20 protein-coding genes are annotated in these 23,828 nt (G+C 69.2%); 19 read left to right on the top strand and 1 reads right to left on the bottom strand.

Going from position 1 to position 23,828, the window contains the following annotated elements:
- Window positions 1-26 precede the first annotated feature (26 nt).
- The 18 genes from FHR19_RS15790 (at window position 27) to FHR19_RS15705 (ending at window position 21,122) form a co-directional block, all read left to right on the top strand.
- A complete protein-coding gene (locus tag FHR19_RS15790; RefSeq protein ID WP_184030462.1) occupies window positions 27-905 on the top strand; it encodes a polysaccharide deacetylase family protein in 879 nt (292 codons plus the stop codon).
- A 77-nt stretch (window positions 906-982) separates the two neighbouring features.
- Complete coding sequence (locus tag FHR19_RS15785; RefSeq protein ID WP_184030460.1) at window positions 983-1,774, top strand: type 1 glutamine amidotransferase domain-containing protein; 792 nt, start codon at window positions 983-985, stop codon at window positions 1,772-1,774.
- A gap of 54 nt (window positions 1,775-1,828) precedes the next feature.
- Window positions 1,829-2,125 (top strand): putative quinol monooxygenase, encoded by a 297-nt coding sequence (locus tag FHR19_RS15780; protein ID WP_184030458.1) that lies wholly within the window; start codon window positions 1,829-1,831, stop codon window positions 2,123-2,125.
- Between the two features lie 122 nt (window positions 2,126-2,247).
- Window positions 2,248-2,895 carry an aldehyde dehydrogenase iron-sulfur subunit PaoA gene (gene paoA / locus FHR19_RS15775; RefSeq protein ID WP_184030456.1) on the top strand — a complete coding sequence of 216 codons (648 nt, stop codon included), beginning with the start codon at window positions 2,248-2,250 and terminating at the stop codon, window positions 2,893-2,895.
- Window positions 2,892-3,842 carry an FAD binding domain-containing protein gene (locus FHR19_RS15770; protein WP_184030454.1) on the top strand — a complete coding sequence of 317 codons (951 nt, stop codon included), beginning with the start codon at window positions 2,892-2,894 and terminating at the stop codon, window positions 3,840-3,842. The genes paoA and FHR19_RS15770 overlap by 4 nt, the downstream gene beginning before the upstream one ends.
- Window positions 3,843-3,846: 4 nt before the next feature.
- Complete coding sequence (gene paoC, locus FHR19_RS15765) at window positions 3,847-6,060, top strand: aldehyde oxidoreductase molybdenum-binding subunit PaoC (RefSeq protein ID WP_184030451.1); 2,214 nt, start codon at window positions 3,847-3,849, stop codon at window positions 6,058-6,060.
- A 96-nt stretch (window positions 6,061-6,156) separates the two neighbouring features.
- Complete coding sequence (locus FHR19_RS15760; RefSeq protein ID WP_184030449.1) at window positions 6,157-8,514, top strand: hypothetical protein; 2,358 nt, start codon at window positions 6,157-6,159, stop codon at window positions 8,512-8,514.
- Entirely contained in the window at window positions 8,511-9,410 is a 900-nt protein-coding gene (locus tag FHR19_RS15755; protein WP_184030447.1) for a LysR substrate-binding domain-containing protein, read from the top strand. The genes FHR19_RS15760 and FHR19_RS15755 overlap by 4 nt, the downstream gene beginning before the upstream one ends.
- 87 nt (window positions 9,411-9,497) lie before the next feature.
- Complete coding sequence (locus FHR19_RS15750; protein ID WP_184030445.1) at window positions 9,498-11,180, top strand: ABC transporter ATP-binding protein; 1,683 nt, start codon at window positions 9,498-9,500, stop codon at window positions 11,178-11,180.
- Entirely contained in the window at window positions 11,164-12,222 is a 1,059-nt protein-coding gene (locus FHR19_RS15745) for an efflux RND transporter periplasmic adaptor subunit (RefSeq protein ID WP_184030443.1), read from the top strand. Before FHR19_RS15750 ends, FHR19_RS15745 begins: the two co-directional genes overlap by 17 nt.
- Window positions 12,219-13,610: a TolC family protein gene (locus tag FHR19_RS15740; protein ID WP_184030441.1), complete on the top strand. Its 1,392-nt coding sequence runs from the start codon at window positions 12,219-12,221 to the stop codon at window positions 13,608-13,610. Before FHR19_RS15745 ends, FHR19_RS15740 begins: the two co-directional genes overlap by 4 nt.
- Before the next feature lie 51 nt (window positions 13,611-13,661).
- Window positions 13,662-15,374, top strand: a complete 1,713-nt coding sequence (locus tag FHR19_RS15735) for a DEAD/DEAH box helicase (protein ID WP_184030438.1) — start codon at window positions 13,662-13,664, stop codon at window positions 15,372-15,374.
- A gap of 8 nt (window positions 15,375-15,382) precedes the next feature.
- On the top strand, window positions 15,383-15,832 hold the full coding sequence (locus FHR19_RS15730; RefSeq protein ID WP_184030436.1) for a YaiI/YqxD family protein: 450 nt from the start codon (window positions 15,383-15,385) through the stop codon (window positions 15,830-15,832).
- 10 nt (window positions 15,833-15,842) lie between these two features.
- Complete coding sequence (locus FHR19_RS15725; protein ID WP_184030434.1) at window positions 15,843-16,022, top strand: hypothetical protein; 180 nt, start codon at window positions 15,843-15,845, stop codon at window positions 16,020-16,022.
- Between the two features lies 1 nt (window position 16,023).
- Window positions 16,024-17,205, top strand: coding sequence for a BaiN/RdsA family NAD(P)/FAD-dependent oxidoreductase (locus tag FHR19_RS15720; protein ID WP_184030432.1), 1,182 nt, complete (start codon window positions 16,024-16,026; stop codon window positions 17,203-17,205).
- Window positions 17,206-17,251: 46 nt separating this feature from the next.
- Window positions 17,252-18,172 carry an alpha/beta hydrolase gene (locus tag FHR19_RS15715; protein WP_184030430.1) on the top strand — a complete coding sequence of 307 codons (921 nt, stop codon included), beginning with the start codon at window positions 17,252-17,254 and terminating at the stop codon, window positions 18,170-18,172.
- Window positions 18,173-18,310: 138 nt separating this feature from the next.
- Entirely contained in the window at window positions 18,311-18,685 is a 375-nt protein-coding gene (locus FHR19_RS15710) for a winged helix-turn-helix domain-containing protein (protein WP_184030427.1), read from the top strand.
- 88 nt (window positions 18,686-18,773) lie between these two features.
- A complete protein-coding gene (locus FHR19_RS15705) occupies window positions 18,774-21,122 on the top strand; it encodes a TonB-dependent receptor (RefSeq protein WP_184030424.1) in 2,349 nt (782 codons plus the stop codon).
- On the opposite strand, the gene FHR19_RS15700 is transcribed toward FHR19_RS15705, so the two are convergent.
- Window positions 21,119-21,430 carry a cupin domain-containing protein gene (locus tag FHR19_RS15700; RefSeq protein ID WP_184030422.1) on the bottom strand — a complete coding sequence of 104 codons (312 nt, stop codon included), beginning with the start codon at window positions 21,428-21,430 and terminating at the stop codon, window positions 21,119-21,121. The two genes, FHR19_RS15705 and FHR19_RS15700, sit on opposite strands and share 4 nt — an antisense overlap.
- Before the next feature lie 66 nt (window positions 21,431-21,496).
- Between FHR19_RS15700 and FHR19_RS15695 the strand changes: the two genes are divergently transcribed.
- On the top strand, window positions 21,497-23,599 hold the full coding sequence (locus tag FHR19_RS15695) for a S9 family peptidase (RefSeq protein ID WP_184030419.1): 2,103 nt from the start codon (window positions 21,497-21,499) through the stop codon (window positions 23,597-23,599).
- Window positions 23,600-23,828 lie beyond the last annotated feature (229 nt).

Raw genomic sequence — 23,828 nt, 5'->3', positions numbered from 1 at the left:
ATCGGCGGGCCCGGCGTTCGGGCCGCATGTCATCTTCTCACGGCCGCTATCCCTATCGCTCGATCACCGACCGGCCCGTCTATGACTGGCCCGGTGGCAAGCGGCTCGCCCTCTATCTCGGCGTCAATCACGAGGTGTTTCGCTTCGGCGACGGCCACGGCGCCGAACTCGCACCGGCGAAGACGCAGCCCGACGTGATGAACTATGCCTGGCGCGATTATGGCAATCGCGTCGGCGTCTGGCGATTGTTCGACCTGTTCGATCGGCTCGGCCTTCGCACCACCGCGCTCCTCAACGCCGACGTGCTCGATCAATGTCCGGGCCTGGCCGAAGCCTGCCGCGACCGCGGCGACGAAATCGCCGCCCACGGTGCCACCAATGCCGAGGCGCAGGGCGACCTTAGCCGCGCGGAGGAGGCGCGGCTAATCGCCGACGTGACCGACCGGCTCGCGGCGCTCGGCGTGCGGCCCACCGGCTGGCTCGGCCCTTGGATTTCGGAAAGCGCCGACACCCCCGACCTGCTGGCCGAGGCCGGCTATCGCTACGTCCTCGACTGGGCGCACGACGACCAGCCGGTTCGCCTGTCGACCGCGCATGGCGACCTCCTCTCGGTTCCCTATTCGCAGGAGATCAACGACATCCCCGCGATCATCGGCCGCAAGCAGGAGGCCGAGACCTTTTGCGCGATGATCGACGCGGCGGTCGAGCAATTGCTGTCCGAATGCGACCGCCGGCCCGTCGTGCTCGGCATCGCGCTCCACCCCTATATCATGGGCCAGGCGCACCGCGTCCCAGCGCTTGCCCGCGTGCTGACCCGGCTGCGCGAGGCGGACGACCCGCGCATCTGGTGGACCACCGCGGGCGAGATCGCGGCGCACGCCGCCGCGAACGACTGCGCCGCCTGAGCGACCGGTCTCGAAACCGCGCGGCGCGGTCCCATATGCGCGCATCATTCAATCAAACGACCGACAGGAGGCTTTCGATGAGCAAGGGCAAGGTGCTGGTGATCGGCTCGAACGCGACCACGCTAGAGGTGCAGGGCGGCGGCACGGTCGAGACCGGGCAGTATCTCAACGAAACCGTCGTGCCCGCGATGGCGATCGAGGCGGCGGGTTACGAGATCGTCCTCGCGACGCCGACCGGCGCGAAGCCGACCATCGATCCCGTTTCCGACGCCGCAGAGCATTTCGGCGGCGATGAAAAGGCGCTCGAAGAGGCGCGCGGCTATTACGCCCACTCGCCCGCGATGAACGCGCCGAAGAAGCTGTCAGAGGTGGTGGACGCGGGCCTCGACGGCTTTGCGGGCGTATTCGTGCCAGGCGGCCACGCCCCGATCACCGACCTGATGCCGGACGAGACGGTGGGCCGCGCGCTCGCGCATTTCCATACCGAGGGCAAGCCGACCGCGCTCCTCTGCCACGGCCCCATCGCGCTGGCGGGCGCCGCCGCCGATCCGAAGGGCTTCCGCGCCGCGATGGTCGCGGGCGACGACGCCAAGGCGGCTGAAGCGGCAGGCGACTGGCCCTATCGCGGCTATCGCATGACGATCTTCTCGGCGAACGAGGAGAAGGTGGCCGAGGAGCATATCCTGAAGGCCAAGCTCTATTTCGACATGCCGCGCGCCCTCACCGCCGCGGGCGGCAGCGTCGAGAACGGGGCCCAGAACTTCGCCCCCTTCGTCGTCACCGACCGCGAGCTCATCACCGGCCAGAACCCCGCCTCGGACAAGCCGCTGGCAAAGGCTTTCGTTGAGGCGCTCGCCGCCCGCGGATGACGACCATCGGCGGGGCGTCCGACCGGCGCCCCGCCGTTCACTGGAGCAAACGCCATGCCCACCCCCGTCAAGATCGTCGCGATCCTCACCGCGCGGCCCGGCAAGGAAGCCAATCTGCGCACACTGCTGGATTCGATGCTTGCGCCCTCGCGCGGCGAACCCGGCAACCATCGCTACGACCTGTGGACCGACCCCACGACGCCCGGCCGCTTCGTCCTCGACGAGTTGTACGCCGATGCCGACGCAGTCGCCGCGCACCGGGCGACCCCGCATTTCCAGGCCTATCTGTCGCAGATCGAGGCGCTGGCCGGGCGACAGGCCTTCGTCCTCGATCCCGCCGCCGTCGCCTGAACGGCGACACGGCCCTTGGGCCATGAATATCACGTCCGATTGCGCCTTTTTTCGTATCATGCGTTATCCCCCCCGAGTGAGCGTGCCGTCGGCGTAGCCCCACGATCAAAAAAGGGTCGAGAATGTCTGCAAATGCTGCCCCCGCTTCCGGGGTTGAACTGTCCCGTCGGGGGGTCCTGATGGGCTCCGCCGCGACTGCCGCTGCTGCCGGCACCGCGCCGCTGGTGGCGCAGGGCACGTCGCCCAGCCCGGCCCCGATCAACCTGCCGGTAAAGATGAAGGTCAACGGCAAACCCCGCGAGCTGAAGCTTGACCCGCGCACGACGCTGCTCGACGCGCTGCGCGAACATCTTCAGCTCACCGGCACGAAAAAGGGCTGCGACCACGGTCAATGCGGCGCGTGCACCGTCATCGTGAATGGCAAGCGGATCAATTCCTGCCTCAGCCTCGCGGTGATGCACGAGGGCGACGAGGTGACAACGATCGAGGGCCTCGGCACCCCTGACAAGCTGCATCCGATGCAGGCGGCCTTCATCAAGCATGACGGCTATCAGTGCGGCTATTGCACGCCCGGCCAGATCTGCTCGGCGGTCGCCGTCCTCGACGAAATCAAGCGCGGCGTGCCCAGCCACGCGCAGGCCGACCTGACCGCCGCCCCTGGCGCGACGGGTGAGGAAATGCGCGAGCGGATGAGCGGCAATATCTGCCGTTGCGGTGCCTATTCCAACATCGCCGAGGCCATGGCGGACGTCGCGGGAGCAAGCGCATGAAGGCCTTCACCTACGAGCGTGCGAAGGACCCCGTCGCTGCTGCACGCGCGGTCGCGGGGCGGTCCGGCGCCAAGTTCATCGCTGGCGGCACCAACCTTCTCGACCTGATGAAGATCGAGGTGGAAACGCCCACCCACCTCGTCGACGTACAGGACCTCGGCTTCGACAAGATCGAGGCGACGAAGGACGGCGGCCTCCGCATCGGTGCGCTCGTCACCAACACCGACCTCGCCGCCGACGAGCGGGTGCGCCGCGACTATGCGGTGCTGACCCGCGCGATCGTCGCGGGCGCCTCGGGACAGCTTCGCAACAAGGCGTCGACCGCGGGCAACCTGCTCCAGCGGACGCGGTGTTCTTATTTCTACGACACCAACATGGCCTGCAACAAGCGCAAGCCGGGGTCGGGCTGCGCGGCGATCGGCGGCTATTCGCGTCAGCTCGGCATCATCGGGGTCAGCGATCAATGCATCGCCACCTTCCCCGGCGACATGGCGGTCGCGATGCGCGTGCTCGACGCAGTGATCGAGACGATCGACGCCGAGGGGCAGCGCCGCTCGATCCCGATCGCCGACTTCCACCGGCTGTGGGGCGACAAGCCTGAGCAGGACACGGTGCTGAAACCTGGCGAGCTCATCACCGCGGTGACGCTGCCCCGCCCGCTCGGCGGCAAGCATTTCTATGAAAAGGTGCGCGACCGCGCGTCCTACGCCTATGCGCTGGTTTCGGTCGCAGCGGTGATCCAAGACGACGGTACCGGCCGCGTCGCGTTCGGCGGCGTCGCACCGCGCCCGTGGCGGGTCGAGGAGGCCGAGGCGCTGCTGCCCAAGGGTGCCGCCGCCGTCACCGCCCGCGCGTTCCAGGGCGCGACCCCCACGAAGGACAATGCCTTCAAGCTGCCGCTCGCGACGCGTGCGCTGGCCTCCGTCCTCGCCGAAGCAAAGGGCTGATCCGATGAAGTTCGACACGCCAGCCGGCGCCAACCCGATTGACACCATGACGGTCGTCGGCCGCCCCCACACCCGCATCGACGGCCCGCTCAAGGTGACGGGCCTTGCCCCCTATGCCTATGAGCATCACAAGGAAGTCGAGAGCCCCGCCTACGGCTATGTCGTCGGCTCCGCGATCGCCAAGGGGCGGATCACCAACCTCGACACGAGTGCGGCGAAGGCTGCGCCCGGCGTCATCGCCGTCGTCACCGCGGAGGATGCCGGCAAGCTCGGCAAGGGCAATTTCAACACCGTGAAGCTGCTCGGCGGACCGGAAGTCGACCATTATCATCAGGCGATCGCGATCGTCGTCGCCGAAACCTTTGAACAGGCGCGTGCCGCCGCCGGCCTCCTCAAGGTCGACTATGCCCGCGCCAAGGGCCGTTTCGACCTGACCGAGGGTCTCAAGACCGCCAAGCTCGCGGGCGGCGGCGATAGCGGCAACGAGGCGAAGGAGGACCGCGTTGGCGACTTCGAAAAGGCGTTCGGCGAAGCACCGGTCAAGATCGACGTCGAATACACGACCCCCGACCACAGCCACGCGATGATGGAGCCCTTCGCGTCGATGGCGGTGTGGGAAGGCGACAGCGTCAAGGTCTGGACGTCGAACCAGATGATCGCGTGGGGTCACGGCGACCTCGCCAAGACGCTGGGGATGCCCAAGGAAAAGGTGCGCCTCATGTCGCCCTATGTCGGCGGCGGATTCGGCGGGAAGCTGTTCCTGCGCACCGATGCGGTGATGGCGGCGCTCGGCGCACGCGCGGCGAAGCGGCCGGTAAAGGTCGCGCTCGCGCGGCCGATGATGGCGAACAACGCGACGCACCGTCCCGCGACGCATCAGCGCATCCGCATCGGCGCGACGAAGGACGGCACGATCACCGCGATCGCGCACGAAAGCGGATCGGGCGACCAGCCCGGCGGCTCACCCGAAATCGCGGCGGCGCAGACCAAACTCCTGTACGCAGGGTCCAATCGCCTAATCGCGATGCGGCTCGCCGAACTCGATCTGCCGGAAGGGAACGCTATGCGCGCGCCCGGCGAGGCACCGGGCATGATGGCGCTTGAGGCGGCGATGGACGAGATGGCCGAGAAGCTCGGCATGGACCCCGTCGCCTTCCGCATCAAGAACGACACGCAGGTCGATCCCGCCAAGCCCGACCGCAAATTCTCGCAGCGCCAACTCGTCCGCTGTTTGGAGACCGGCGCCGAGAAGTTCGGCTGGTCGAAGCGTCAGGCAAAGCCCGGCTCGGTCCGTGACGGCAAGTGGCTGGTCGGCATGGGTGTCGCCTCCGCCTTCCGCAACCACATGAACATGACCTCGGGCGCGCGCGTGCGGCTCGGCTCCGATGGCATCGTGACGGTCGAGACCGACATGACCGATATCGGCACCGGCAGCTACACGATCATCGCCCAGACCGCGGGCGAGATGCTGGGCGTGCCCGCCGAGCAGGTGGTGGTGAAGCTGGGCGATTCCAGCTTCCCCGTGTCGGCGGGCTCGGGCGGCCAGTTCGGCGCGGCCAACGCGACCGCTGGCGTCTATGCCGCCTGCGTCAAGCTGCGCGAGGCGGTGGCGCAGCGGCTGGGCTACAACTCGGCCGACGTGACCTTCAAGGAGGGCAAGGTGACGAGCGGCAACCGCTCGGCCAGCCTCAAGGACGCGGGCCGCGGCGGCGAGCTGGTGGGCGAGGACAAGATCGAGTTCGCCGGGCTGGACAAGGCGTACCAGATCTCGACCTTCGGCGCGCATTTCGTCGAGGTGGGCGTCGACAGCTATACCGGCGTCGTCCGCGTCCGCCGGATGCTGGCGGTTTGTGCGGCAGGGCGGATCATCAACCCCGTCTCGGCGCGCAGCCAGGTGATCGGCGCGATGACGATGGGTGTCGGCTCCACGCTGATGGAGGAGCTCGCCGTCGACAAGCGGTTCGGCATGTTCGTGAACCACGACCTCGCCAGCTATGAGGTGCCGGTCCACGCCGACATTCCGCATCAGGACGTGATCTTCCTCGACGAGGCGGACGACAAGGCGAACCCGATGAAGGCCAAGGGCATCGGCGAGCTCGGCCTGTGCGGCGTCGGCGGCGCGGTCGCCAACGCGATCTACAACGCCACCGGCGTTCGGGTGCGCGACTATCCGATCACCCTTGAAAAGCATCTCGAAAAGCTGCCCGAGGTCGCCTGATCCTTCCCCGCGCGGCGCGCATCGGTCGCGCCGCGCGGGTCCGCCCCAAACCCAATGGGTTGAAACCACGCGCCGGGCAGGGTCTTAAGGGGCCGCATGTTTTCGCTTCCCCGCCTGCGCCGCCTCGCCCTACCAGCGCTGCTGCTCGCCGCCGCGGCGCCGGGCGCGGTCCGTGCCGCCGACCCGGCGCCGTTCGACCTCCCCGGCCCGGACCTGCGTATCCGCGTCACGCGCGGCACCGCGACGCTGCCGATCGCCGAGGTGCCGGAACTGGCCGCGGGCGACACCGTCCGCATCGAAGCCGACCTGCCCGCCGACCAGCGCGCGCGCTTCATCCTCGTCTCCGCCTTCCTGAGCGGCGCGACCAACCCGCCCCCGCGCGACTGGATCCGCTCGGCCGAAACGTGGAAGACTAAAGACAAGGACCGCGTCCTGACTTTGACCGTGCCGCAGGGCGCGCGCCAGCTCGCCGTCTTCCTCGTCCCCGAAACGGGCGGCGCGGAGGGGACGATCGCCAGCGCGGTGCGCGGCAAGCCCGGCGAATTCGTCCGCGCGATCCAGGCGATCAACCGCGCCTCGCTCGACCGCTCGCGCCTCAACGCCTTCGTCGCGGCGATCCGGTCGGAGGAGGACGACGACCCGGCGCACCTGAAGCGCGTCGCGCCGACGCTGGCGAAAAGCCTTGCGATCAAGCTCAATGCCGAATGCCTCGACAAGGTGGTCGACTATCAGGTCGCCTGCCTGCTCGAAAATCGCGAGTCGCTGGTCCTGACCGACGTGCACAGCAGCTCGCTGGCCGAAACGATCGCCGGCGCGCCCACCAACCTCGCGCTGCAACTGAGCTACACGCGGGAGGCGGGCTTCGGTTACTACAGCCAGTATATCGCCGTCGTCCGCGACATCGCGCGATTGTTCGGCGCGTTCAGCAATCCGCAATTCCGCTACCTCCCCGCGCTGGGCCTGCGCGGCGGGGATCGCATGTCGCTCCTGCTCGACACCGCGCCCTCCTTCGCCAAGCCGCGCTCGGTGATCGTCGCGCCGATGCCCGCGATCGGCGGCGACAGCCCGCCGCGCCTCCGCGCCGCGACCGACGCTCCGCTCTGCGGCGCCGACCCCACACTCACACTGCCGGTCGAGGGCGCGCCGCTCATTTACTCGACCGATTTCGCGCGCGAGATGGCGCTGGTCGCCGGCGGCCAGCGCGTACCCCTTCGCCCCCGCGCCGACCACGGCGGCTATGTCGTCACCGCGCCGCTGACCGGGACGGGCACGGTCGAGAGCCGGATCGAGGGCCGCTGGGGGTTCGAGCCGCTGACCGGCCCCGCCTTCCGCCTGCAATTCCCCGACGGCAAGGGCTGGACCGCGCCCGAGGATGCGACACTCGTCGTCGGCCGCGACAATACGCTCGTCCTGCGCGGCGCTGCGCCCGCCTGCATTACCGGCGCGACGATGCGCGTCGGTGACGGCCCTGCCCGCGACGTTACCTTCAAGCCGCAGGGCGACGGTCGCCTCGCCCTCACGCTACCGCTGACCGAGGCCAAAGCCGGCCGCGTGTCGATCGAGCTGCGCGAGACAGGCATGGCGAAGCCCACGACGCTGACCCTGCGCGCCTATCGCGAGGCGAGCCGGATCGAGGCCGTCACCGTCCATACCGGCGACACCGCCGCCGAACTGACCGGCCAGCGCCTCGACCTGGTCGAACGCGTCGAGATCGGCGACCTGCGCGCGACGCCGCAAGCGCTGACCCGCGAGGCCAAGACGGATCGCCTCACCCTGACCGGCACCGGAACCGCACCTGCGGCAGGCAATGCGACCGCGCGCATACTCCTGAGCGACGGCCGTACCCTCACCGTCCCCGTTACCGTCCGTCCCCCGCGCATCGCCGCTGCGCTGATCGACGGCAGCGTCCGGGTGGAGGGATCGAGCCCGCTCACCCCGCTCGAAACAGGCGAACCGCTGCTCCCGGCCGGCGCGACGCTGCGCTTCGCCGTTCGCGCGTCGGGCGGTGACCTCGCCCCGACCGACACGATCGAGATCGCCGGTCCGGCGGGCCAGACCGCGCGCCTGACCGCCGGGCCGCAGCTTCAGCTTCAGGGCAAGGACGTGCTCGTCGCCGCGCTCGATCCCGCCGCGCTCGGCCCCTCGGCGTTCGGCCCCCTGCGCTACCGCCTCGCCCGCGCGAACGAGGCGAGCGACTGGCGCCCGCTCGCCACGCTCGTCCGCCTGCCCGCGCTGCAGCCGGTGAAGTGCGAGGCGAAGGCGCGCTGCACGCTTCGCGGCGAGGGCTTGTTCCTGATCGAGGCGGCGGCGCCGACCCGTGCCTTCACCGACGCCGTTTCCGTGCCCGACGGCTTCACCGGCCCAGCGATCGAGGTGCCGAAACCCGCCGATGGCACGCTCTACCTCAAGCTGCGCGACGCCCCCGGCCGCATCGTCACGCTGCCCGCCCGGTGACGACGCAGCCGACGCTCCGCCAGCTGCGCTACCTGATCGCACTCGCCGATCATGGCAGCTTCACGCGCGGCGCGGCGGCGGCTGGGGTGTCGCAGCCCAGCTTCTCACAGCAGATCCAGCTGGTCGAGGCGCTGCTCGGCGGCCGCGTCGTCGAGCGCGGTGCGACGAAGACGATCCTGACTCCCTTGGGACGCGAAGCGGTGGCGGGCGCGCGCCGCGTGCTGGCCGAGGTCGCCGCGTTCGAGGCACTGGCCGATCGCCGCGGCGATGCGCTGTCGGGCACGATCCGCCTCGGCGTCTCGCCGACACTCGGTCCCTATATCCTGCCGCAGCTCGTGGCGCAGTTACACGCCGTCAGCCCTGACCTGCGCGTCCATGTGCGAGAGGGGCTGCCCAACCGCTTGGTCGAGCTGCTCGCCGACGGCACCCACGACGTGATCCTCGTGCAACTGCCGATCGCCGACCGCGGCCTGCACGTCGAGCGGCTGTTCCGCGAGCCGCTGTTCCTCGGCATGGCCGCCGACGATCCGTTGAAGAAGCGCGACACGATCGCCGTCGAGGATCTGGCCGGGCGCGGCCTGCTGACGCTCCAGCCGCAATACCGGATGAGCGAGCAGGTCGCGGCGCTTGCCGAACAGGCGGGCGCACACGTGCTGCGCGATTACGAGGGGACCAGCCTCGACGCGATCCGGCAGATGGCGGGTATGGGCATGGGCCTGGCGCTGTTGCCGCGGCTCTACATCCGCCAGGAAATCCGCGAGGGTGACGGCCTGATCGTCCGACCGTTCGCCGGCGGGCGTCAGTATCGCGAGATCGGGTTGGTGTGGCGATCCGGCGCCGGACGCGCGCCCGCGTTTCTCACGCTTGCGCAATTGCTACGCGATGTTGCGCAATAGGATAACCCTATCGGACATATAGTCCGGGCGCCGTTGCTCCAATAACCTACCCCCTACAGATAGCGCGTCTGTCAGGGAGAAACGGCAATGGCGGACCAGCGCCCGGGGATCCGGGCCTTTGCAGGGTGGATCGGGTTGGTGCTGGCCCCCGATGCCGCGTTCGTGCGGCTGGCGATCGTCTATGGCATCGCCATTTCGCTGCTGTCGCTGGCGACGCCGATTTCGGTCCAGCTGCTCATCAATTCGGTCGCGAACACCGCGCTGCCGACGCCGCTGTTCACGCTCGCCGGACTGCTGTTCCTGCTGCTGCTGATCGCCGGCGTGCTCGCCGCCTTCCGCATCCACCTGCTCGCGCAGTTCGAGCGGCGGCTGTTCGCGCGGATCGTCGCGGAGATCACGATCCGCGCGGTGCACGCGCAGAACCCGTTCTTTGCCGATGCCCGGCGCGGCGACCTGTTCAACCGTTATTTCGACCTGATGACGGTGCAGAAAGCGCTGCCCAGCCTGCTCATCGGCGGCTTCACCATCTTCCTTCAGGGCGCGGTGGGCCTGATCGTCACCAGTTTTTACCACCCCTTCTTTCTCGCCTTCAACGCTGTGCTGGCGCTGTCGCTGTTCCTCGTCTGGCAGCTCTGGGCGTCTGGCGCGATCCGCAGCGCGGTCGCGCGAAGCCATGCCAAGCACGCGGCCGCGCACTGGCTCGACAGCGTCGGCGGGTCGAACGGCTTCTACAAATCCAGCCGCCACCTCGACTTCGCGATGGACAGGTCGGAGGCGATGACGGCGGGCTATGTCGCCGCGCACCGCCGCCACTTCCGCTACACCTTCGCGCAGACCTGCGCGCTCCTCCTCATCTACGCGATCGCCAGCGCCGCGCTGCTCGCGCTCGGCGGCTGGCTCATCATCCAGAACCAGCTGTCGATCGGCCAGCTCGTCGCCGCCGAGCTGATCCTGTCGGGCGTCTTCTACGGCATCGCCCAGTTCGGGCCGTATCTGGAGGCGCTGTACGACCTAGCCGCCGGGCTGGAGGAGCTGTCGCTTTTCTGGGACGTGCCGCAGGAAGCGGGCAAAGCCGAGGGCGAGGGACCGGCGGACGGCGCCATCCGGATGGCCCGCGTCGAGCATGACGGCCGCCGCTTCGATTTCGAGGTCGCGGCGGGCGAACAGCTCGCCGTCGTCGCCGCGCCGGGGGTCGAACGCTCGCTGGCGATGCTGTTCAAGCGGCACCAGAGCCCGGCGCGCGGCCTGGTCGTCATCGGCGGGCGCGATATCGGCGGGCTGGACACCTATCGCCTGCGGGCCGAGGTGATGGTGCTCGACCGGCCGAGCTTCGTCGAAATGTCGATCCGCGACTATCTGACGCTCGCCGCCTCGGGCGATGCGGCGCGGATGGTTGAGGCGCTGGAGACGGTCGGTCTCGCCGAACGGCTCGGCGGGCTTGCCGAGGGGCTGGATACCGTCATTTCCACCTCGGGCTGGCCGCTATCGGTGGGCGAGCTGATGGCGTTGAAACTCGCCGCCGCATTGCTCGCCCGGCCCAAGCTGCTGGTCCTGTCGCCGCTTTACGATCTGCTCCCGCCCGAGCGCGTGGATGCGGTACTCGCCCGGCTGCGCGGCGATACCACTGTGCTTCAGTTCACCCGACGGCCACAGGGGCTGGTGCGCGACGGCGCGCTCTGGATCGGCGCCACCGAGCAGCGCCGCTGCGCCACCGACGCCGAACTGATCGCACTCGCCAGCGAAGGAGGCAGCGATGCCCTTCCAGCCTGACCATATCGTCCATTTCCCGACGCTGGCGAGCATCCGGCCGCCGCGGGTGACGCGCGTCGTCGCGTGGCTGGTCTTCTTCGCGATCGCGGTCGTGGTCGCGATCCTGATCCTCGTCCCCTGGGTCCAGACCTCGGCCGGCGCGGGCCAGGTCGCCGCCCTCGATCCCGAGGACCGGGTGCAGGACGTGACCGCGCTCGTCCCCGGCCGGGTCGAGCGCTGGTACGTCCGCGACGGCGACCTCGTGAAGCGCGGCGACCCGATCGCGAAGATCACCGACAACGACCCCGATCTCCTCGCCCGCCTCGCCGCCGAGCGCGCGCAGGTGCTGGCCGAGATCGCCGCCGCCGAACAGGCGATGGCCGTGTCGCAGATCGACGTCGGCCGCTCCGCGCAATTGCTGGCCGAGGGGCTGGCGGCACGCCGCGATTACGAAGCGACGCAGATCAAGGTCGCCGACCAGCGCGCCAAGCTTGCGGAGGCTCGGGCCAAGCTCACCCGCGTCGACGTGACGCTCAACCGCCAGTCGGCGCAGCTCGTCCGCGCGCCGCGTGACGGGCGCATCCAGTCGATCAATGCCGCCGCCGGCGCGACGCTCGTCTCGGCGGGCGACCCGCTCGCGACGCTCGCGCCGGAGGCGCCGGTGCGCGTGGTCGAGCTGATGGTCGACGGCCGCGACGTCGCGATCATCCGCCCCGGCCGCCCGGTGCGACTGGCGTTCGAGGGGTGGCCCGCGATCCAGTTCAGCGGCTGGCCCTCGGTCGCGCAGGGGATGTTCGACGGCCGCGTCCGCTCGATCGACCCCTCGGCCCAGACCACCGGCCTGTTCCGCGTGCTGGTCGAACCGATGCCGGGCAAGCCGGGCTGGCCCGGCGCCGGCTTCGTCCGGCTGGGCGGCAAGGTGCGCGGCTGGATCCAGGGCGAGACGGTCAGCGTCGGCTACGAACTCTGGCGCCAGCTCAACGACTTCCCGCTCGAATTCCGCCGTCCCGCCGACGATGCGAAAGGCCCCGGCCCCGATCCGGTCGTCAAGGTGAAGAAATGATCCGCCTGATCGCCATCGTCGCGGCGGTCTTCGTGGCCGCCCCCGCCGCCGCCCAGCAACTGACGCTGGACGAGGTGCTGCGCTCGTCCGCCACCCACGCCCCCGCGATCCTCGAGGCGATCACGCGCGAACGACAGGCCGACGGCCGCCGCCTGTCGGCCGAGGGCGCGTTCGACCTGTTGTTCGAGGGGGACGTCCAGTCGCGCCTCGCCGGCTATTACGACGGCACGGTGGTTGAGGGGAAGGCGACGCGCCCGCTCGCCAGCAACGGCGGCTATGTCTTCGGCGGCTACCGCGTCTCGCGCGGCGACTTTCCGGTCTATGAGGACAAGGCGTTCACCAACCGGCTGGGCGAGGTGAAGGTCGGCGCGGTCTTTTCGCTGATGCGCGACCGGCTGATCGACGAGCGGCGCGGGCGATTGGGGCTCGCGGGCGGTGACATCAATCTTGCGCGGCTCGACCGCGAAATGGTGGCGATCGGGGTGCAGCGACGCGCGATCGACGCCTATCAGAGCTGGGTCGTCGCGGGGATGCGGGTGCGCGTCTATCGCGACCTCCTATCCCTCGCGACCGAGCGGCAGGCGTCGATCGAGCGGATGATCGCGCTCGGCGCGCGCCCGCAGATATTGGGGACGGAGAACCGCCAGAACATCGTCCGCCGCCAGACGCTGCTGGTGCGCGCCGAACAGGACCTCGCCGCCGCCGCCAATGCGCTTTCCTTCTATCTGCGCGACGAGAATGGCGAGCGGCTCGTCCCCGCCGCCGAACGCCTGCCCGACCGGTTCCCGGAACTGCGCCTCCCCGCGCTCGGCCCCGACCTCGCCCGGCGGATCGAGCGGCCCGATCTGGAGGCGATCCTCGTCCGGCTGGATCAGGTCGAGGTAAAGCGCCTGCTCGCCGAGAACGACCTGCGCCCGCGGCTCGATATCCGGGCGGAGGCGGCGAAGGATGTGGGGCCGATCGGCCTTGGCGGGTCGTCGCGGACCCCCGCCGAGGGGATCGTCGGCCTGCGCTTCTCGCTCCCCCTCGAACGCCGCGCCGCCCGCGGCAAGATCGCCGAGGCCGCGGCCGAGGCGGATGGCCTGCGCCTTCGCCGCAAGCTGATCGAGGACCAGATCCTCGTCGAGGTGAACGGCCTTGCGATCCAGGCGACCACCGCCGACCGGCTGCTCGGCCTCGCGGTCGACGAAACCGCGCTCGCCAACCGGATGGCGGAGGCCGAGCGCCGCCGGTTCCAGCTGGGCGCCAGCGACTTCATCGTCGTCAACCTGCGCGAGGAAAGCGCCGCCGACGCGCGCCTGCGCCAGCTCGACGCCGAATATCGCCGCTCCGCCGCCCGCGCTGAACTGGTCGCCGCGACCGTGGATCGGGCGCAATTGGGGCTGTAACCGCTTCCAGACTTGCGTTGCAGCGCACAAAGGCGCATGGGGAGCGCGTTCATGACAATCGAAACCCTCCCCCCGCTTCTATCGGAAGCGCTCGCCGCGCGTGGTTACGACACGCTGACCGCCGTCCAGTCCGCCGTGCTGGAACAGCCCGATCCCAACCGCGACCTCGTCGTCTCCGCCCAGACCGGCTCGGGCAAGACCGTCGCATTCGGCCTCGGCATCGCGTCGCAGCTGTTCGAGGACGGCGCGCTCGCGCGCAGCGACACGCCGCTCGCGCTCGTCATCGCGCCGACCCGCGAACTCGCGATCCAGGTCAGCCGCGAGCTGATGTGGCTTTATGAAAAGGCGGGCGCGCGCATCGCCACCTGCGTCGGCGGGATGGACGCGGCCAAGGAACGCCGCAATCTGCAGCGCGGTGTCCAGATCGTCGTCGGCACCCCCGGCCGCCTTCGCGATCACCTCGAGCGCGGCGCGCTCGACCTCTCGGCCTTGCGCGCCGTCGTCCTCGACGAAGCGGACGAGATGCTCGACATGGGGTTCCGCGAGGATCTCGAGCAGATCCTCGACCTGACGCCGGAGGGGCGCCGCACGCTCCTGTTCTCCGCAACGATGCCCAAGTCGATTGTCGCGCTCGCCCGCCGCTATCAGCGCGATGCCGAGCGGATTTCGACCTTGGGCGAGGATCGCGGCCACGGCGACATCGAATATCAGGCGATCGCCGTCTCGCCCGCCGATATCGAGCATGCCGCGATCAACCTGCTTCGCCTGCACGAGGCGGAGACGGCGATGCTGTTCTGCGCCACGCGCGACAATGTCCGCCACCTCCACGCCAGCCTGACCGAGCGCGGATTCGCCGCGGTCGCGCTGTCGGGCGAGCACAGCCAGAACGAGCGCAACGCCGCGCTTCAGGCGCTGCGCGACGGCCGCGCCCGCGTCTGCGTCGCAACCGACGTGGCGGCGCGCGGCATCGACCTGCCGAGCCTTAGCCTGGTCGTCCATGTCGAGCTGCCGCGCGATGCCGAGACGTTGCAGCACCGCTCGGGCCGCACCGGCCGCGCAGGGCGCAAGGGCACTGCGGTCCTAATCGTTCCCTATCCCCGCCGCCGCCGCGTCGACATGATGCTCAAATCGGCGCGCATTGCCGCCGAGTGGACGGATGCGCCGACGCCCGACGACATCCGCGCCAAGGACCGCGAGCGGATGCTGGCGACGTTGCTCGCGCCGGTCGAGGCGGACGAGGACGACCGCGCGCTCGCCGCGCAGCTCCTCGAAAAGATGAGCGCCGAGGATATTGCCGCGGCCTTCGTTCAGAGCGTCCGCGCCAAGCTGCCCGCGCCCGAGGAGATGATCGAGGCGGCCCCGCGCGATCCCGCGACCGCGCATCACCGCCCCGGCTTCGACGACGTGCAGTGGTTCCGCATGGATATCGGCCGCCGTCACAATGCCGATCCGCGCTGGATCCTGCCCTTGCTCTGCCGCCGCGGGCACATCACCAAGAACGAGATCGGCGCGATCCGCATCCTGCCCACCGAAACCTGGTTCCAGGTGCCGAGCGGCATCGCCGCCAAGTTCGCCAGCGCCGTCCAGCGCAGCGGCGACCCGCAGGCCGATGACGAAAGCGGCGTGCGCATCGAGCGCGCCGAGGGCCAGCCCCCCTCGCCCGGCCATCGCGGCGATCGTGCAAACGCGCCGGCCGGCCGCCCGCCTTATCGCGCAAAGCCCACCGGCGCCCGTCCGCCGCACAAACCGCGCCGCCCGCGCTGAGGCCAGCCATGCGCATCCTCGTCGATGCCGATGCCTGCCCGGTGAAGGACGAGGTGTACCGCGTGGCCCTGCGCCACGCGGTCCCCGTCACGATCGTCAGCAACAGCCCGATCCGCGTGCCGCAGCATGAACTGATCGGGCGTGAGGTCGTCTCGGACGGTTTCGACGCCGCCGATGACTGGATCGCCGAGCGGGTCGATGCGGCGACGGTGGTGATTACCGCCGACATCCTGCTCGCCGACCGCTGCATCAAGGCGGGCGGCACGGTGATTGCGCCCAACGGCAAGCCGTTCACCGCCGCCTCGATCGGCTCGGCGGTCGCAGTGCGCGCGATCATGGCCGACCTGCGCGCGGGCGGCGACCAGCTCGGCGGGCCCGCGCCCTTCTCGAAGACCGACCGCTCGCGCTTCCTCCAGTCGCTCGACGAGGCGCTGGTGCGGCTCAAGCGCCGGGCGTAAGGACGAGATCATGGCCGAACGCTTCGAACGACACCGCCAGCCCTGGACCGCCGACGAGATCCAGAAGCTCCACACCCTCGCCAAGAAGGGCATGGCGCTGAAAGCGATCGCCAAGGCGCTGACCCGCAGCGAGGAATCGACCAAGGAACGCGCCAAGGCCGACGGACTGTCGATCGCCAAGCTTCGCTGACATGGCCGATTACGACGCGATCGTGCTGGGGGCGGGTGCCGCCGGCCTGATGTGCGCGGGCGTCGCGGGCCAGCGCGGCAAACGCGTGCTCGTCATCGACCATGCGGACCGCCCGGGAAAGAAGATCCTGATCTCGGGCGGCGGGCGCTGCAACTTCACCAATACCGGCACCGTCCCCGACCGCTTCATTTCCGCCAATCCGCATTTCGCGCGGTCGGCGCTGGCCCGCTACACCCCCGCCGATTTCACAGAGCTGGTCGAAGCCTATGGCATCGCGTGGCACGAAAAAACGCTCGGCCAGCTCTTCTGCGACGGATCGGCACGGCAGATCGTTGACCTGCTGATGGCGGAAGGCGCGAAGGGCGGGGTCGAGGTCGCCCTCGGTGAGCCGATCACGGCGGTCGATCATGCCGATGGCCGCTATCGCGTGACGTTCGGCGACCGCACCGCTAGCGCCCCTGCCCTCGTCATCGCCACCGGCGGGCCGTCGATCCCGAAGATGGGCGCGACCGGCTTTGCCTACGACCTCGCCCGCCGCTTCGGCCTCAGGGTGGTCGAGCCGCGCCCCGCGCTCGTCCCCCTGACCCTCGGCGGCGACGAGGTGCTGTTCCGCGAACTCTCCGGCGTCGCGACCGAGGTGGTGGCGATCGCCGGCAAGGCCGCATTCCGCGAGGCGGCTTTGTTCACGCATCACGGCCTGTCCGGCCCCGCGATCCTTCAGGTGTCAAGCTATTGGCGCCATGGCCAGCCGATCGCGATCGACTTCCTCCCCGGCCGCACGCCCGGCTGGCTCAAGCAACTGAAGCGCGACACCCCGCGCACGACCGTCGCGCGCACCTTGACCGCCGCGCTACCCGAACGGCTGGCCGCCGTCCTCGGCGAACGGCTGGCACTCTCCGGCACGCTCGCCGACCTGACCGACGCTAGGCTCGCCGCCGCCGAAGCGCGGCTGAGCCACTGGGCCTTCCACCCGAACGGCACGCAAGGGTTTGCGAAGGCCGAGGTGACCGTGGGCGGCATCAGCACTGCGGAGCTGTCGTCGAAGACGATGGAAGGGCGCCGCGTCCCCGGTCTCTATGCGATCGGCGAGGCGGTGGACGTGACCGGCTGGCTCGGCGGATATAATTTCCAATGGGCCTGGGCGAGCGGGTTCGCGGCGGGTGAAGCGATCGCTTTACACTGAGCGTTGCCGCGCGGCAGGATGCCCCGACAAATCGGGGAGGATTGGCATGGCCGGATTGACTCATTGGCTGGCACCGCTGCTGGCGCTTGCACTCATCCCGTCGGCTGCGCCCGCGCACCAGACCGGCGAGGCGCCCGGCGAGCCGATGCTGGGCATCGAGACCATCCGCCTCTATCCCGGCCGCGCACCCGGCGCGACGGGCGACGGCCCCGACGAGACGCCGACCCTCACGATCATGCGCCCGCATCGCGGGCACGAAAACGGCACCGCGATCGTCGTCGCGCCCGGCGGCGGCTACATGGGCCTCGCCGATAATCTGGAGGGGCGACAGGTGGCCGACTGGTTCGCCTCTCGCGGGATGACCGCCTTCGTCCTCAAATACCGCGTGGGGGCCAAGGCGCGGTTGCCCATTCCCTTTGCCGACGGCCACCGCGCGGTCCGCTTCGTGCGCGCCAATGCGGCGAAGTACGGCATCGACCCGAAGCGGATCGGCATGATCGGCTTTTCCGCCGGCGGCCATCTGAGCGTCACCGTCGCCGCGACCGGCGCGCCGGGCACCGGCGATGCGGTCGACCAAACCGACAGCCGCCCCGACTTCCTCGTCCTCGGCTACCCATGGCTGGAGGGGATGCAGATCGGCGCGAACGGCCGGTCGCAATATTGCGACTTCACCGGGGTGAAGTGCGATCCGAAGCAATATACCCGGTATCTGCCACTCAAGTCCGTCACCGCCCGGATGCCGCCGACCTTCATCTATCACACCACCGGGGACAAGCTCGTCCCCGCGATGGGCAGTCTCCGCTTCTACGAGGCGCTGCAGGCCAAGGGGGTCGAGGCCGAACTCCACGTCTTCGCGCGCGGCGATCATGGGACGGGGCTCGGCGGCTACGATCCAGCGCTCGCCCGCTGGCCCGAGTTGATGGAAGCGTGGCTACGCGGTCTCGGTATGCTCACGCCCCCGCGTTGAGCCCCGCCTTGCTGACCGGCCGCCGGTCTTCTGTCGCAAAGCAAAAGGAGAGCGAAGCGGTTCGATCGCGCGCCGGCCCGCTTCCCCATGCGGGAGCGGCCCTGTACGCTGGGGCATGATCCGCCAGACTCGCCCGGCATGAAACTCGGCCCGCTCCGCCTCAAGCTCCAGGTCGCGTGCGGCGATGCGGTCGCCTTCGGTCCGGGCAAGGCCGACCTCCTCGGCGCCATCGCCGCAGAGGGGTCGATCGCGCGCGCCGCGGCGGCGATGGGGATGAGCTATCGCCGCGCCTGGCTGCTCGTGGACGAGATGAACCGCTGCTTCGACCCGCCGCTGGTCGAGACGTTGCGCGGCGGCGGGACCGAGCGCGGCGCGCGCGTGACCGACACCGGCGCCGCCGTCCTCGTCGCCTATCGAGAGATGGAGCGCGACGCCGCGGCGCTCGCCGAGCGCTCGGCCTATGCGCGCCTGCGCACCCATCTTCGCGAGGCCCCGCTGCCGTCCTCCAAATAGCGCGACCTCTATATACGGCTGGATACAGTCTCGGTATACGCCGGAACATAGAGCGGGGACGCCCCCTGCCGAAAGGGGCTCCCCGGCCATGCTCGCACTCGTCGCCATGTCCCTGCTTGTGTCGCCGATGCAGACCGCCCCGGCCGCAGCGCAGGCCGAGGACGACCGACTCCCCGCCATCACCGTCACTGCTCGCCGGCGGGAGGAGGATGCGCAGGACGTGCCCGCCGCGCTCTCGGTCGTGGACGGCGACCTGCTCGACCGCAGCTACAGCCTGAATACGCAGGCGCTGACGACGCTGATCCCCAGCCTCAACTACAGCTCCGCCAACCCCCGCAACACCGCCTTCACGATCCGCGGGCTGGGGTCGAGCGTGGTGGCGGTCAGCCAGGCGAATGACGGGCTGGAACCCGGCGTCGGCTTCTACGTCGATCAGGTCTATCACGCCCGCCCCGCGACCGCCGCGTTCGACTTCGCCGATATCGAGCGGGTCGAGGAACTGCGCGGGCCGCAGGGGACGCTGTTCGGCAAGAACACCACCGCCGGCGCGCTCAACATCACCAGCCGCGCACCGAGCTTCACGCCCGAGGGGTTCGCCGAGATCTCGGTCGGCGAGCGCAACTTCGTCCAGGCGCGGGGCTGGGCATCGGGGCCGATCAGCGACACGATCGCCTATCGCCTGTCGGGCGTCTCGACCCGCCGCGACGGCGTGATCGAGAATGTCCGCACCGGCCGCAATACCAACACGCTCGGCACGCAGGCGGTGCGCGGGCAGCTCCTGTTCCAGCCGCGCGAGGGGTTCCGGACTCGCCTGATCGCCGACTTCGCCAACTTCCAGGCCTATTGCTGCGGGCAGGTATACCTGCGCACCGGCACCAGCCTTCGGGCGCCCACCCGTCAGTTCGGCGGGCCGCAGGGGCTGGCGGCGCAGTTCGACTACGCCCTGCCGAGCACCAACCCCTATGACCGCCTGACCGACATCGACGGCCCGCTCGGCGTCGACACGAACGAGGGCGGGGTGAGCGCGATAACCGACTGGAATCTCGGCCCCGCGACGTTCACCTCGGTCAGTGCGTGGCGGTTCTGGAACTGGGATGCGGAGAACGACCGCGACTATACCGGCCTGCCGGTGCAGTTGTCGCAACACATCCCCTCGCGGCAGGATCAGGCGAGCCAGGAGTTCCGCCTCGCCTCGAACGGCTCCGGCCCGCTCACCTACGTCATCGGGCTCTATGGCTTCTGGCAGAAGATCACCGGGCGGCCGATCAGCATCTACGGCCCCGCCGCCGCCCGCTATCTGATCGGCACAACGACGGGTGCGAACAACACCCCCGTCCCCGCCAACCTGCTCGACGGCTATGGCCAGGACGGGCGCACCGTCTTTCGCACGTCGAGCTATGCCGCGTTCGGCGAGGTCAACTGGCGCATCGTCCCCGACGTGACGCTGACCGGAGGCCTTCGCTACACCTATGAGGGGAAGGACGGCTCGTATCGCACGACCGTGTCGGGCGGGCCGGCGACGACAAACGCCGCACTCGTCAACGCACGGCTCGGCGTCCTGCGTCCACAAAGCTATGTCGCGAGCGACCGGGACGGCAGCCTGTCGGGCCGCGGCAACATCGCCTGGGCGGTGAGCGACCGGGTGCTCGCCTATGCAAGCTATGCGCGCGGGTTCAAGTCGGGGGGCATCAACATGTCGGGCCTGCCGCTCGACAATGCCAACCAGCCCGTCCTCGCCACCGCCGTCGTCCGGCCCGAACGCAACGAGACGATCGAGATCGGCCTCAAGAACACGCTTTTCGACCGGCGCCTGATCTTCAACATCGACGCCTATCGCACCCGCGTCCGCGATTTTCAGGCGACGATCGTCGAGAACTCGACGACGCAGACCGTGCAGCTTCGCGGCTATCTGTCGAACATTCCGGCGGTGCGCGTGCAGGGGATTGAGGCGGACCTGACCGCGATCGTGGTCCCCGGCTTATCGATCCGCGGCAGCGTCGCCTATGCCGACGGCGTCTATACCGACTATCCCGCCGGCCCCTGCCCGCTCGAGGTTCAGACCGCGGCGACCGCGCGGTGCAGCCTGACCGGCCGCCGCCTCGCCTCGCTCCCCCGACTCGCGGTGACGGGCGGGCTCGACTATGTCCGGCCGGTCGGGCGCGGCGAGCTCATTCTCCATGTCGACAGCGCCTCGCGCGGCGGATTTAACGGCGACCCCAGCCTGTCGCGCTTCACGCGCATCCGCGGCTCCAACCTCACCAACGCCAATATCGGTTATCGCTTTGCCGACGGGACGGAGGTGATCGTCTGGGCGCGCAACCTGCTCGATGCCGACTATATCCAGAACCTGACGATCCAGGCGGGCAATTCAGGCCTGATCCTCGGCAGCCCCAGCGACCCGCGCACGATCGGCGGGACGGTGCGCTTCGCGGTCTAGCCGAAATGCACCGCCAGCCAGACGGTCGGCGCGTCGGGATCGGTAAAGGTGACGCGGTGCGCGGCCCCGGCCGGGATCAGCAGCCAGTCGCCCGGCGACAGCGCGGTCGCGGCCCCCTCCGCCTCGACCACCGCGCGCCCTGCCAGCACCAGCACCCACTCGTCATGCGGCTGGACATAGGGGCGCTCGGGCGGCGTCACCTGTCCCAGCGACACGATCCGCTCGATCCGGCAGCCGGGGCGGGTCAGCAGGTTCTCGAACACCTCGCCCCGGGACGCATCGGGCAGCGGATGGAGCAGGTTGGTCATGCGGCACCTCGACACGTGGCACCGGCGTGTTAGCCCTCTGTCATCACCAGGCACAGGGGTTCGGGCATGATTCGATGGGCAGCGGCGGCAAGTCTGGCAGCGATCGCGGTGGCGGCCGCCGGACAGGAAGCGCCCCGCGCCGCGAAACGCCCGCATCCCGTCGTCTCGCCCAATGGCACCCGCAACGACGATTATTATTGGCTGCGCGACGACACGCGCAAGAACCCCGAAATGCTCGCCTATCTGAAGGCGGAGAACGCCTATGCCGACGCGCGCATGGCCCCGCTCAAGCCGCTGGCTGACACGCTCTATGCAGAAACCGTCTCGCACATCCAGCAGGACGACACGACCGTCCCGTACCGCGAGAATGGCTGGTGGTACCAGACGCGGTTCGTGAAGGGCGGCGACTATCCGCTGGTCGAGCGCCGCCGCACCCCCGATGCCCCCGCCGAGCTGCTGTTCGACCAGAATGCGATGGCAAAGGGCCACGGTTTCTTCTCGCTGTCGGCCTTTGCCGTCAGCCCGGATAACAAGACGATCGCCTGGGCCGAAGACACCGTCGGCCGCCGCCAGTATGTGCTGAAGGTCAAGGACATCACCACCGGCCGTATCCTCGACCAGGGCCTCACCAATCTCGAGCCCGAAATCGTCTGGATCGGCGACGGCAAGTCGCTGCTCTATGTCGCCAAGGACCCCGTGACGCTGCGCGGCTACCGCGTGATGCTCCACGCGCTCGGCACGCCCGCCAGCGCCGACAAGCTGGTCTATGAGGAAAAGGACGACACCTATCAGATGGGCATCGGCAAGACGGCCGACGACAAGTTCATCTGCATCACCGTCTCCAGCACCGTCAGCGACGAGCAACGCTGCGCACCGGTTGACCAGCCGACTCGCTTTACCGTTCTTGCGCCCCGCGCGCGCGAATTCCGTTATTCGGCTGACCATGCCGGTGGGCGCTGGGTGATCCGCACGAACAAGGGGGCGAAGAACTACAAGCTCGTCACCGTCGCCGATGCCGGGCTGTCGGGAGGCACCGCGGCCTGGCGGGACCTGACGCGCGCCGACGACAAGGTGTTCATCGAGGGATTCCAGCCCTTCGACAGCTTCGTCGCGATCGACCAGCGGCAGGGCGGCAATCGCATGATCCGCCTGCTCGGCCAGGACGGGCGCTCCACCGCAGTCGCCGCCGACGAACCCGCCTACCGCATGGCGCTCGCCACCAACCGCGAGGCGGGCGCGACCTCGGTCCGCTACACCTATGGCTCATTGAAGACCCCGACGACGACGTACGAGGTCGATGCGCGGACGGGCGAGCGCCGCGTGCTCAAGGTGGCGCCCGTTCCCGGCTACGACCCCGCCAACTACGTCACCGAACGGCTCTGGGCGCCCGCGCGCGACGGCACCCGCATCCCCGTCTCGATCGTCTATCGCAAGGGCGCTAAGCGCGACGGCACCGCGCCGCTTTTCCAGTACGCCTATGGCAGCTACGGCTATTCGACCGATCCCGCCGTCGACCCCAGCCGGATCGCGCTGCTCGACCGCGGCGTCGTCTACGCGATCGCGCATATCCGCGGCGGGCAGGAAATGGGCCGCGGCTGGTACGACGACGGCCATCTGCTCAACAAGAAGAACAGCTTCACCGACTTCATCGACGTGACCCGCTTCCTCGTCGCGCAAAAGGTCGCGGCAAAGGATCGCGTCGCGGCGATGGGCGGCAGCGCCGGCGGGCTCCTCATGGGCGCGGTCGCCAACATGGCGCCCACCGATTACCGCGTGATGGTCGCGCAGGTGCCGTTCGTCGATGTCGTCACGACGATGCTCGACGCCAGCATCCCGCTCACGACCTTCGAATATGACGAATGGGGCAATCCCGCGCAGAAGCGTTACTATGATTACATGCTGAGCTATTCGCCCTACGACAATGTCGAGGCGAAGGCGTATCCGGCGATGTTCGTCGGCACCGGCCTGTGGGACAGCCAGGTTCAATATTATGAGCCCGCCAAATGGGTCGCGAAACTTCGCGCGACCAAGACGGGCACCGCCCCGCTCCTGTTCCGCACCAACATGGAAGCCGGGCACGGCGGTAAGTCGGGCCGGTTCGAGCGGTATCGCGACGCCTCCGAATGGCAGGCCTTCGTCCTCGATCAGCTCGGCGTGGCCGGAAACTGATCGAAACGGGCGGGCCACGACGCCGGTGTGTCGTGGCCCCGACGACCTTAAGTGGTTCGATCCAAAGGCGCTGAGGACTCGAAACAACCCCGCCGCCCAATATTTTGTCGACAAGATCGCCAGCGGGTATTCTTTGACGCCAAAGAAGCAACACATGACGCATCGACTTTACTGTTCGGACGGCGCATAGGCATGGGCCAAGCAATGTGCTTGCCAGCAAATGGTCGCA

Source organism: Sphingomonas yantingensis (assembly GCF_014199325.1).
GTDB lineage: Bacteria > Pseudomonadota > Alphaproteobacteria > Sphingomonadales > Sphingomonadaceae > Sphingomonas > Sphingomonas yantingensis.
The sequence above is the reverse complement of the archived record's forward strand: the minus strand, read 5'-3'. Positions and strand labels throughout refer to the sequence as shown.